We start from the raw sequence: 12128 nt of genomic DNA, 5'->3' as shown, positions 1-12128 counted from the left end.
TTCTTTTTTAAATTCATAACTATATTTCATAAAAATACCCTCCTTACTGGTTTGTCCAGTAAAGAGGGTACATATAAATATTGCATCGGTTTATTTTTTTATGAAATCAAAAATTTGTAATAAGGATTTTTTTAGAATATAATGTTGTTAAACTATATGGAGTAATTAACATAAAATGGTAAAGGAGGTGTAGGAATTGAAAAATATAATATTAGCTCCCATATTAAAATGGGTTGGCGGCAAAAGGCAACTTTTAAATGAAATTAATCCTCTTTTACCTAAAAGGATAACAACTTATGTGGAACCTTTTGTAGGTGGAGGAGCAGTTTTATTTAGTTTACAACCTAAAAAAGCTATCATAAATGATTTTAATAAAGATTTAATAAATGTTTATAATATTGTAAGAGATAATCCACAAGAACTATTGGATATATTAAAAGAACATGATAAAAATAATTCTGAAGATTATTATTACGAAATAAGAGCCTTAGATAGGTCTGAAAATTATAAAAACATGAGTGACCTGGAAAAAGCAGCGAGAATAATATATCTTAATAAGACCTGCTATAACGGACTTTTCAGAGTGAATCAAGCTGGACAATTCAATAGTCCATATGGAAAATATAAAAATCCTAACATTGTTAATGAACCAGTAATACTGGCTATGTCTAATTATTTTAATGATAATAACATAAAAATAATGGAAGGTGACTATAGAGAAGCTTTAAAAAATTTACGAAAAGGTGCTTTTGTGTATTTTGATCCACCTTATATGCCAATATCCTCATCATCAAGTTTTACTGGATACACTGAAAATGGATTTAATGAAAAAGATCAAGAAGAGCTTAAAATAGAATGTGATAAGTTAAATGACAGAGGGATAAATTTTATGCTATCTAATTCCGCACATCCATATATATTGGAACTTTACAAAGATTATGAAATTACTCTGGTAAAAGCTAGGCGTTCAATTAATTCTAAAGGCAATAAAAGAGGAGAAATAAACGAAGTATTGGTGAGAAACTATGGCAAAGATAAGTGCAAATGATGCTTGGAAAGAATTATTCAATAAATACGATATAGAAAAAGAAGTAAATGACAATGGATTTTACAATATTACTGCAGAGCAAATAAAAGAATTTAAAGAGCCAAGGCTTATGGCAAAATGGGACAGCTCAGAATCTTTGCCTAGCATTTTAAAATCTAAAAAGATAAATATTTTACCGACATCAAGAAGTTCTTACATACTAAGTGATTTTAAACTTTATGAAGATCTACCAAAATATGTTGAAGATGTAACAAAGATGCAAAAGGTAGAAATTAGGGATTTAGAAAGCATTAATATTGAGAATATTACTTCAGAGGCTAATGCAATAAATGTTTTAATGCTGTCTCCAATTCTCGAAGATTTTTTAAGAGATGGAGAAAATTTTGCGACTTTTAATGGAAGAATGGGTACTGGAGAATTTAATTTTTCAGTAGATAGAAATTCAAAGAAGCCTTTGTACATAGATGTTAAAAATGCACAGTGTGAAATTGATGCAGGACTAGAAAATGATAACTCTGTAGTAATTATTGAAGCAAAAAATGTTATTCATCCAGACTTTCATGTAAGACAATTGTATTATCCATATAGATTGTGGAAAAACAGAGTAAAGAAGCCAATAAGACTAGTTTTTTCTATATATTCTAATCAAATATTTAGGTTACTAGAATATAAATTTAATGACTTAAATAATTATTCTTCAATAGAATTAGTTCAAGAGAAGAATTATACTTTGCAAGATACAAAAATCACGACCGAAGATCTTTTTAAAGTCTACAAAAACACAAAAGTTACGATTGATGATAACATGGAGGTTTACAAGACTCCTTTTGTTCAAGCAGATAGTTTTGAAAGGATTATTTCATTAATTGATTGTTTAAAGGAAGAAGATATGTCTTCAGGTAAAATTGCTGATATTATGCAGTTTGATATAAGACAATCGGGATATTATTTTAATGCTGGTAAGTACTTAGGTATATTTGAAAAATATGATGGTGAAGAGTTCGATGAAGAAACTAGTCAGTGGAATAAAGTCAGAAAGATAAGATTGACAAAAAAAGGTTTAGAAATAGCTAAAATGAATTATAAACCTAGACAGTTAGAACTTGTTAAATTAATATTAAAACACAAAATTTTTAATGAATTATTTTTTGAAACCCACTCTACTGGTAAGTTACCAAAGAAAAATGATATAGAGTATTTAATGAGAAAGTATAATGTATGTGATGAAGGTCAAATAAGTAGACGAGCAGGTTCTGTAAGTTCTTGGTTAAAATGGATTTTTAAACTTCCAAATATTATAGAGGAATAGTTTAATCTTTTAAATTTATTAAAAGAGATCTTAAATATATTTTTGATGAGGTATTTAAGTAATGGCAAATAAAATAACAAAATGGGAGCCTGAAAACTTTGAACTTGAAATGACAACTCATTGGTCTTTCCCACAAAGAGGAGATTGGGCAACGCATGATGCAAAGTGGAGAGGTAATTGGTCACCCTACATACCTAGGAATATAATTTTAAGATATTCAAAGGAAAAAGATTTGATTTTAGACCAATTTGCAGGTGGCGGCACAACTCTTGTTGAAGCGAAATTATTAAATAGAGATATAATAGGAATAGATGTTAACGATGTTGCCCTTAATCGTTGTAAAGAAAAAATTGATTTCCAACATGAAGGAGCAGATGGCAAAGTTTTTTTGCGGAAGGGGGATGCAAGAAATTTAGATTTTATACCTGATGACAGCATTGATTTAATTTGCACTCATCCGCCCTATGCTAACATAATCGAGTATAGTGAGAATATTGAGGAAGACTTATCTCATTTAAAAATAAATGAATTTTTAGAGGAGATGAAAAAAGTTGCATCTGAAAGTTATAGGGTTTTAAAAAAAGATAAATTTTGTGCAGTCTTAATGGGTGACACTCGAAAAAATGGTCACATGATCCCTTTGTCCTTTTATGTAATGCAAGTTTTTGAAAATGCTGGCTTTAAGCTAAAGGAAATGATAATTAAAGAACAGCACAATTGCAAAGCTACAGGATTTTGGAAGACAAATAGTATCAAGTATAATTTCCTACTTATAGCCCATGAGCATTTATTTATTTTTAGAAAATAATTACTAATAAATAGAAAAAGCCTTGATGTTCCTACACCAAGGCTAATTTTTTGTCTAAAATTTTTTATTTTATAAACTTACAAATTAAAATTCTGAGATGTCATATATATCCATATTTTCTTCGTGGAATTTTTTATTTTTTACGGCTACTCTTGCTGCAAGTGTGTCAAGTGATGTTACTATGTCGATGCCATATTCTGTTGCCATTCTTCTAATCTTAAATCCGTCTCTTGTTGAGTCGCCACCTCTTGTTGGAGTGTTGACAACAATGTCGATTTCGCCATTTCTTATTACATCTAGGATATTTGGTCTTGGGTCATTTATTTTTCCAATTTCTCTTGCATCAATGCCTTCTTCTTTGAGAAGTTGGCAAGTTCCCTTAGTTGCTATAAATTTGTAGCCCAAGTCCTTCATAGTCTTTGCGATTTCTATAAATTCTTTCTTGTCATTGTCATTTACTGTTGCAAGGACAGTTGAAACTTCATTTTCAATAGCTGAACCTGATGCCAAGAAGCCTTTGAAAAGTGCTTCGTCAATATCTTTTCCAACGCCAAGGACTTCGCCAGTGGACTTCATTTCAGGTCCAAGGGAAATTTCTACTCTGTTAAGCTTTGACATAGAGAAGACTGGAACTTTTACTGCCATAAGCTTTGGCTCTTTATAGATGTCAACGCCGTAACCTAAATCAGATAGTTTTTCGCCAAGCATAGTCTTTGTTGCTAAATCAACTATTGGCACACCAGAAACCTTTGAGATGTAAGGCACAGTTCTTGATGCACGAGGGTTTACTTCTATAATATATAAATCATTTTTGTATTCGATAAACTGAATGTTGATCATGCCCTTTACATGAAGTGCCTTGGCAATTTTCTTTGTGTAGTCTAAGATTTTTGCCTTTATAGCATCTGAGATGTGAAGGCTTGGATAAATTGTTATTGAGTCGCCAGAGTGAACTCCTGCTCTTTCAAGGTGTTCCATGATGCCAGGAATTAAGACATCTTCTCCATCTGAAATTGCGTCAACTTCGATTTCACGACCAACTAAATACTTGTCTATTAAAACTGGGTTAACTGCATCTCTTTCGAAGGCACTTTGCAAATAAGTTTTCAAACTTTCTTCGTCATAAGTTATTTGCATTCCTTGTCCACCAAGCACATAGGAAGGTCTAACAAGTAGTGGATAGCCAAGTTCCTTTGCAGCATCAAGTCCTTCTTTAACAGTGAAGACTCCATGTCCCTTTGGTCTATTGATCTTTAACTCTTCAAGCATTTCGTCAAATTTTTCTCTGTCTTCAGCCCTGTCTATGTCTTCAAAGTCAGTTCCTAAGATGTTGATTTTTTGTGAGTGAAGATATTTTGCAAGCTTAATGGCAGTTTGTCCACCAAAGGCAAGGATAACTCCCATAGGTTTTTCAATTTCAATTATAGACTTAACTTCTTCTTCAGTAAGTGGCTCGAAGTAAAGTTTGTCTGATGTGTCGAAGTCTGTTGAAACAGTTTCAGGGTTGTTGTTGATTGTAACTGTTTCTATGCCCATTTTTATTAGAGCCTTAATTGCGTGAACGCTACAGTAGTCAAATTCAATTCCTTGACCAATCCTTATAGGACCAGATCCAATTACGATTATTTTTTTCTTGTCTGACACAATATTTTCGTCTGTCTTTTCATAAGTTGAGTAATAGTAAGCACCGTTTTTTCTAAATGGAGATGTGTCAACTCTTCTGTAATTTGGAAGAATTTTATTTTTTTCACGAAGTTCAATTACATCTTCCATATCTACGCCAAGGGCCTTGGCAATAGTCTTGTCAGAGAAGCCAAGTTTTTTAAGTTTAGCAAGCTCATCAGGAGTCATTGTGTCAAGGCTTAACTTTTTAAGATTTTCTTCTTCACGAACTATGTTTTCGATTTTTTCCAAGAAGTAAAGGTCGATGCCAGTTATGTCGTGGATAAGTTCAATGGAAAGTCCACGCCTCATAATTTCTGCAACATCAAAAAGTCTTTCGTCGTCAGGGAATTTAATTCTCTTCTTTAATTCTTCAGTAGTTCTTTCTTCAGAGAATTTAGATTCAAGAGAGAATTTAGAAATTTCAAGAGACCTAATTCCCTTCATGAGAGCTTCTTCAAAGGAAGAGCCGATTGACATAACTTCGCCAGTTGCCATCATCTTTGTGCCAAGTTTTCTATTTGCAAATTTGAATTTGTCAAAAGGCCATTTAGGAATTTTAACAACTACATAATTGCAGTGTGGTTCATAATTTTCTATTGTTTCGCCAGTAGTTTCATTTTCGATTTCAGAAAGGTTAAAGCCAAGGGCAATCTTTGTTGCAATTCTTGCAATTGGATAGCCTGTTGCCTTTGAGGCAAGGGCAGAGGAACGAGAAACTCTTGGATTGATTTCTATAACAGCGTAGTCCAAAGTTTCAGGATTAAGTGCAAGCTGAACATTGCAAGCGCCAACGACATTTACATTTTCAACAATATTTAGGGCAGCATTTTTTAATTTTTGTAGGACATCCTTATCAAGACTTTGGCAAGGAGCAACTACAATGGAGTCGCCAGTGTGAACTCCAACTGGGTCCACATTTTCCATGTCGCAGACAATAATTTTTTCGCCAGCAGCATCTCTAATAACTTCAAATTCAATTTCCATCCAACCACGAATAGATTTTTCAAGAAGACATTCGTTTACTGGGCTAAGGCTAAGTCCATGAGATAAAACTTCTTCAAGTTCTTCTTCGTCATAGGCAAAGCCGCCGCCAGTTCCACCTAAAGTGTAGGCAGGTCTAATAACTAGAGGGTAGCCAATTTTTTCTGCAAGGACCTTTCCTTCTTCTAGGGTAGTTGCGATTTCAGACTGGATAATTGGCTCGCCAATTTCCTTCATTGTATTTCTAAAAATATCTCTGTCTTCGCCTTTTTTTATAGCTTCAATGTCAGTGCCTATAATTTTTATTCCGTATTTATCTAAAATTCCACGCTTGTCTAGTTCTAGGGTCATGTTAAGACCAGTTTGTCCGCCCATGCCTGCAATAAGGGAATCAGGTCTTTCCTTTTCAATAATTTTTTCTATAAAGGAAATAGTTATTGGCTCTATATAAATTTTATCGGCAACACCCTTGTCTGTCATAATAGTAGCAGGGTTTGAGTTCACAAGAACAGTTTCCACACCATTCTTTTTTAGAGTTTCGCAAGCTTGTGTGCCTGAGTAGTCAAACTCAGCAGCTTGTCCTATAACAATGGGACCAGATCCTATTACTAGCGTCTTCTTAATCGAATTATCTCTTGGCATTTTTTTCTCCTTTTCCAAATAAAAGATCAAACATTCTTAAAAATGGGCAAAAAAAATTTAAGGTATTAAATTTGCTCAAAAAAAAATCATGCACAAGGACATGATTCTGCGTCAGTCCTTGGACTGATTTTCTATTTTTTTATCTTTATTATTAAATCACTTTTACAAAAAAAATGCAAGAACTTTTTAAGAAAAAATTTATAAAACTTCTCACAAAAATTTAGAATAATATGTAGAGAATCTTCATCACTCATATTGTCCAACAAAAGAGTTAAAATTATTTAGAATTTATTGTATAATAAGAAAGATAAGGAGGAGAAGTTATGACAAAAGTTCTCCATTTAATTAGTGGCGGCGACACAGGTGGCGCAAAGACCCATATCTTTACGCTGATGAAAGGCTTATCTGGCAAAGTCGAAACCAAAATCATTTGCTTCATAAAGGACACCTTTTATGACGAAGCAAAGGAGAGAGGCATCGACATAGAAGTCTATCCACAAGAAAAGAGATCAGACCTTTCCGTCGTTTCTAAATTAAGTGACGAAATAAATAATGGCAAGTACGACTTAGTCCACGCCCACGGAGCGCGAGCTAATTTTATTTGCATGTTTTTAAAAAAGAAAATAAAAGTCCCTATGGTCACAACTATCCATTCAGATTACATGCTTGACTTCAAGGACTCATTTTACAAAAATTTAATCTACACAACTTTAAATAAGATGTCCTTAAAAAAATTTGATCACTACATTTGCGTAAGTGATAATTTCAAAAAAATGCTAGTGGATAGAGGTTTTGACAGGGATAAAATCCATGTCCTCTACAACGGCATAGACACAGAAGAAAAAATAGAGTACATCCCAAAGACTGCTTTCTTGGAAAAATATAAGATCAACTACAATGGTGAGCTCTTGGTGGGAATAGCAGCAAGGCTAGATAAGGTAAAGGACCATGAAACCTTTATAAAGGCTTGCAAGGAAAGCCTAGAAGTAAACCCAGACATTATATTTTTAATAGCAGGAGATGGCGACGAAAAGAAAAAGCTTGAAGAAATGGCTAAGTCCTTTGGCATAGAAAAGAATATTTACTTCCTTGGCTTTGTAAGGGATAAGTATTCCTTCTTTAACGCCATAGACATAAATGTGCTTACAAGCATTTCTGAGTCCTTTCCCTATGTAATTCTTGAAGCAGCAATGCTTTCTGTGCCTACAGTTTCCACAAAGACTGGCGGCATACCAGAGATCATAAAGGACGATTACACTGGATACTTATTCCCAGTGGGAAATTACAAGTCCCTTTCCAGATACATCTTGGACCTCTATGACAAGAGAGACAAACTAAAGGAACTTGGCGACAACATAAAAAAAGAAGTAGTAGAAAAATATTCTCATGAATCCATGGGAGAAAGACAAAAAGAAATTTACGATGAAATATTAAGGGGAGGAAAACATGAAGATAATTGACAAAAGGGGCAGACTTTTTGGACTAATTAACATAGTCGATTTATTGGTAATAATTTTATTACTTGCCCTTGTAATGGTGGGAGTAAAGAGATTTGGCAACAAGGCAGCAGTTGGCGAAGCAACTACAAAAAAGGGTGTCATCACTGCAGAAGTTAAAGATGTAAGAGATGTAACTGCCAATAATATAAAAGTTGGCGACCCAATCTACGACTACGACAAGGGAACTTTAATAGGCAAAATCGCCACAGCTGAAGTTGAACCCTACAAGGACAAGACAGAATACCAAGGAAAATTTTACAATGCAGAAGTACCTGGCAAGTTCAGAGTAATTATTACGATAGACGCAGATGTCAAGGAAACTCAAGATTTTTATCAAGTTGGAACTGAACAAGTGAGAATCGGTGCAGAGATGAGAATCAAAAACAAGTCCATAACAACATTTATGACAATACTTGGCGTTGAAGTAAAGAACTAGGTGATCACTATTAATTCATTAACTATAAGCTTTCTAAATAAAATCTACAGGTCCTTTTCTGGCTACTACGAGAGCTCACAGACAAAAAGGATTATGGGTTTTATAGGAAAACCTCTAGCAGAAAACTTTGCAAATTCAAAGACTAAAAAAGTCCTAGCAGGCGAAAAAGTTTTATTTGCAAAATCCTTTATCTATAGAATTTATAGAGGACTTTTTAACTTAATAGAAAAATTTATGAATTTTTTGGGCAGGATTTTTGTGCCACTGATTAAGCATTCCTTTTTCCTTGGCTCAGCCTTTAAGTCCTTTGATGATTTTGACGAAATCGCAGGTATGATATCAAACATTATGTTTTACACAGGTATTTTCACCCTAATAATTTCTATAATTTTAAAGGCGAAGATAATTTTGCCCTGTGCCTTTATTGTACTTGGGATAATTCTTTCCATCTTAAAGGGCAAGTACATGGACATAATAAAAGGTTCCAAGGTCCTAGAATTTTTTACATCTTTCTTTAAATTAGATGAAGGCGGTGAAAACTGGTGGTAAAATCAAAAAAAATTAATTTTATACTTTTGTCTGCTCTTTTCCTAAGCCTAATCTATTATTTTTTGGGAACAAAACTATTTTTGGCAGCCTTTGTGGGCGTAAGCGGACTCCTTTTAGTCATCTACGACATAAAAATTGGACTTTTCGCAACAGCCTTTTTATATCCCTTTGTGCCCGATGCCTTGGGACTAATAATGCTCCTTTCCATGGGATTTTTTGTCCTACTAAGGACCTTTCTCTACAAGGAAAGTTTCACAGTAGGCGAGAGGACAGTGCCCCTTTTCATATTTGCCTTTATAATAGTTTTTTCAACTATAACATCTATTGATCCATCAGGCTCAGTTCGTGACTTGGCACTAAATGCAGCAGGCATATCCTTTTTATTTGCCATGACAAATTCCATAAAGACCAAGGCAGAGCTCAATGCCTTTGTGTCAACACTACTTTTGTCAGCCCTCCTAGTTGCCCTACTTGGAGTAGTCCAATACTTTACGGGAGTACAAATGAGGCCAGAGTGGCTTGACACAGAAAACAACACAGATATTGCAGTTAGAGTTTACTCAGTATTTTTCAATCCAAATATTTTGGCAGAATACCTGGTCCTAATTACACCAATAGCAGTAGGAATAACTTGGTACACAAAGTCCATGAGGAAGAAATTTCTCTTTGCAGCCTCAACAGGCATACTCCTACTTTGCATAGTCATGACATTGTCAAGAGGTGGTTGGGTAGGAATTGCCCTTGCAGCCCTTGCCTTTGTCCTCTTAGTAGATAAGAGACTGCTACTATTAGGAGTGCCAATAATTCTTGGAGGACTGGCGTTCTTGCCACAAAAGGTCCTAGACAGGATTACCTCCATTGGCTCAACAGTGGACACATCAAACCTATACAGGATAAAAATTTGGAACATCACCATGGATGTAATAAGGGACAACCTCGTAGCAGGCGTTGGCTTTGGCTATATGCCCTTCAAGGACACCTTCGAGAGATATATCAGGACCATGCCCATCTACCATGCCCACAACACCTATCTTGAAGTGGCAGCAGAAATTGGCTTAATAGGATTTATCTTCTTCATGTTGCTACTTTTGTCCACCCTAAAATACGCTTATGTAAATCTAGTAAAATCAGAGGACAAGTATTTCAAGTACCTTGGAGCAGGACTCTTTGCCAGCATCATAGGCATCATGGGCCATGGACTTGTAGAACACTTCCTCTACATTCCGAGAATAATATTTACCTTCTGGATTGTACTTGGCATAATATTTACAGCCATAAAAGTAGAAAAAGATGAAAGAGAAAAACAAAGCGAAATAAATTCAGAAGAAGTAGAAAATACAAATACAGCAAGCAAGAACACAGTAGAAAGAAAACCAATAACAGAGTGATAAAATGAATGGTATGAAAAAAATCCTAGTATCAGGATACTTTGGCTTTGACAACTCTGGCGACGATGCCATCCTAAAGGCCATGGTAGAAGACTTTAAAAAACTAAATAGAGAAAATTTTGAAATAAAAATGACAGCACTTTCAAAAAATCCTGAGAAGACAAAAAAAGTTTACGGCATAGATGCAGTAAATAGATTTTCATTACCAGAACTTATTTCAGCACTAAAGGATGCAGACCTCCTCCTATCAGGCGGCGGCTCCCTTCTTCAGGACATAACCTCAACGAGAAGCATAATCTACTATCTCTCAGTGATAATTTTGGCGAAGATGCTGGGGAAAAAAGTTTGCGTCTACGCCAACGGCATAGGACCCATTGACAAGAGGAAAAACAGAATTTTGACCAAGAGAGTCCTAAATAAAGTTGACTACATCACCCTTCGTGACAAACTATCCTACGACTTCGTAAGAGATTTGGGCGTGACAAATAAAAATATAGAAGTGACAGCAGACCCAGTCTTTACCCTAAAGGCGGCAGACCAAGATAGGGTTGAGGAGATCTTAAGAGACGAAGGCATAAAAATAACAGAAAAGACCCTAGGATTTTGCATAAGAGACCACAAAAAAGATGAAACAATAAAAGAAAAATTTGCAAAGACCATTGACCTCTTAATAGAAGCTGGCTACGATATCTTGCTTGTACCCTTCCACACACCAAGGGACAATGTCTATTCAAGAGAAGTAGCAGAAAAATGCAGCCACAAGGAAAAAGTCATGCTAATAGAAAATACCTATTCAGCAGGAGAGCTTATGGGCATCTTCAAAAAACTAAGGCTCCTTGCAGCCATGCGCCTTCACTCCTTAGTCTACGCAGCCAGCGTAAATCTTCCCATGGTGGGAATAATTTACGACCCAAAGGTTGAAGCCATGGTTGAAGAACTTGGCATAAAAGAAGCTGTAGATGTAGAAAACTTCACAGCAGAAGAATTATATGACAAAATATTAGAAGCCTTAGACAACTTAGAAGAAAGACGAGAAATATTAAGAGAAAATACAGAAAAAATGCGACAAGCATCAAAGGAAAATGTAGACATAGCGTTAAAAATTTTAGAAAAAAATTAATAAATTGATTTAAAAAGAGGTTTTCCACCTCTTTTTTTTTATGTCACAAAAGTTACAAAAGTAAAAATTTAAAAAAATAAACAAAAAAGTGAAAAAAGAAATTTATTGCAAAGGGTTGCAGAAAAAAATACAAAAATTCAGCAGCAAGAAACAATATCACATATAAGAAATGGCTAAAATTCAAGCCTTGCATAAATAACGATAGAAAAAAAGACATAAAAGGCCACAAAAAGCACGTGAAAAAATTGCACTAAAATTCGTACGATTTTTAATAGGGGGGGGGTGGATTGTACATTGAAATGGCGAAAAACTGACAAAAAACCTCTATAATAAAGTGGAATTATACACTTTCTTTTGTTATAATAAATTTATAAAAATAAAGTCCATAACTATATCCAAAAGACAGCAAACTATATAAAAAAGCAATCATGACTTAACAATTAAAAGTTATGGAGATAAAGGGGGAGATAGGAGAAAATGTTTTAATCCAAAAAAACCTGCTAACAAAAGTCAAGCTTAACCTGAAATTAATTTCAGGTTATTTTTTATTATTTAAATAATTAAATTAGTGCATGGCAAACAAGCCGAGGGTAATCAATCGGCTTGTTTTTAGTGTTTTCAAAGTCTTATGCTGCTTTTAATTCTTTTTTCTCGGCTTTTGATTCCATAACTCTTGCATAGTA

Annotated in this window: 9 protein-coding genes; 8 read left to right on the top strand and 1 reads right to left on the bottom strand. The window is 34.4% G+C overall.

The window, feature by feature from the left end; translation table 11 throughout:
- Positions 1–196 precede the first annotated feature (196 nt).
- The 3 genes from WMO19_RS09095 (at position 197) to WMO19_RS09085 (ending at position 3165) form a co-directional block, all read left to right on the top strand.
- On the top strand, positions 197–1048 hold the full coding sequence (locus tag WMO19_RS09095) for a DNA adenine methylase (RefSeq protein ID WP_288166293.1): 852 nt from the start codon (positions 197–199) through the stop codon (positions 1046–1048).
- Positions 1026–2357 carry a type II restriction enzyme gene (locus WMO19_RS09090; RefSeq protein WP_349171526.1) on the top strand — a complete coding sequence of 444 codons (1332 nt, stop codon included), beginning with the start codon at positions 1026–1028 and terminating at the stop codon, positions 2355–2357. Before WMO19_RS09095 ends, WMO19_RS09090 begins: the two co-directional genes overlap by 23 nt.
- Positions 2358–2418: 61 nt before the next feature.
- On the top strand, positions 2419–3165 hold the full coding sequence (locus tag WMO19_RS09085) for a TRM11 family SAM-dependent methyltransferase (RefSeq protein ID WP_349171524.1): 747 nt from the start codon (positions 2419–2421) through the stop codon (positions 3163–3165).
- A gap of 84 nt (positions 3166–3249) precedes the next feature.
- On the opposite strand, the gene carB is transcribed toward WMO19_RS09085, so the two are convergent.
- Positions 3250–6453, bottom strand: a complete 3204-nt coding sequence (gene carB / locus WMO19_RS09080) for a carbamoyl-phosphate synthase large subunit (RefSeq protein ID WP_349171522.1) — start codon at positions 6451–6453, stop codon at positions 3250–3252.
- Positions 6454–6776: 323 nt separating this feature from the next.
- Here carB and WMO19_RS09075 point away from each other — a divergent pair, with 323 nt between their 5' ends.
- The 5 genes from WMO19_RS09075 (at position 6777) to csaB (ending at position 11445) form a co-directional block, all read left to right on the top strand.
- Positions 6777–7913 carry a glycosyltransferase family 4 protein gene (locus WMO19_RS09075; RefSeq protein ID WP_349171520.1) on the top strand — a complete coding sequence of 379 codons (1137 nt, stop codon included), beginning with the start codon at positions 6777–6779 and terminating at the stop codon, positions 7911–7913.
- A complete protein-coding gene (locus WMO19_RS09070; protein WP_019124200.1) occupies positions 7900–8388 on the top strand; it encodes a DUF4330 domain-containing protein in 489 nt (162 codons plus the stop codon). The genes WMO19_RS09075 and WMO19_RS09070 overlap by 14 nt, the downstream gene beginning before the upstream one ends.
- A 93-nt stretch (positions 8389–8481) precedes the next feature.
- Entirely contained in the window at positions 8482–8937 is a 456-nt protein-coding gene (locus WMO19_RS09065) for a hypothetical protein (RefSeq protein ID WP_349171517.1), read from the top strand.
- A complete protein-coding gene (locus WMO19_RS09060) occupies positions 8931–10325 on the top strand; it encodes an O-antigen ligase family protein (protein WP_349171516.1) in 1395 nt (464 codons plus the stop codon). The genes WMO19_RS09065 and WMO19_RS09060 overlap by 7 nt, the downstream gene beginning before the upstream one ends.
- Before the next feature lie 4 nt (positions 10326–10329).
- Positions 10330–11445 carry a polysaccharide pyruvyl transferase CsaB gene (gene csaB / locus WMO19_RS09055; RefSeq protein WP_349171514.1) on the top strand — a complete coding sequence of 372 codons (1116 nt, stop codon included), beginning with the start codon at positions 10330–10332 and terminating at the stop codon, positions 11443–11445.
- Positions 11446–12128 lie beyond the last annotated feature (683 nt).

It is taken from the genome of Peptoniphilus hominis (ex Hitch et al. 2025) (assembly GCF_040096015.1).
Lineage (GTDB): Bacteria > Bacillota > Clostridia > Tissierellales > Peptoniphilaceae > Peptoniphilus_A > Peptoniphilus_A hominis.
Note: the sequence above shows the minus strand (reverse complement) of the source record. Positions and strands in the feature narration are given on the sequence as shown.

Coding starts and splice junctions, on each gene's coding strand:
- WMO19_RS09085 (WP_349171524.1), top strand. CDS start 2,419: ATGGCAAATAAAATAACAAAATGGGAGCCTGAAAACTTTGAACTTGAA.
- WMO19_RS09090 (WP_349171526.1), top strand. CDS start 1,026: ATGGCAAAGATAAGTGCAAATGATGCTTGGAAAGAATTATTCAATAAA.
- csaB (WP_349171514.1), top strand. CDS start 10,330: ATGAATGGTATGAAAAAAATCCTAGTATCAGGATACTTTGGCTTTGAC.
- WMO19_RS09070 (WP_019124200.1), top strand. CDS start 7,900: ATGAAGATAATTGACAAAAGGGGCAGACTTTTTGGACTAATTAACATA.
- carB (WP_349171522.1), bottom strand. CDS start 6,453: ATGCCAAGAGATAATTCGATTAAGAAGACGCTAGTAATAGGATCTGGT.
- WMO19_RS09075 (WP_349171520.1), top strand. CDS start 6,777: ATGACAAAAGTTCTCCATTTAATTAGTGGCGGCGACACAGGTGGCGCA.
- WMO19_RS09065 (WP_349171517.1), top strand. CDS start 8,482: ATGGGTTTTATAGGAAAACCTCTAGCAGAAAACTTTGCAAATTCAAAG.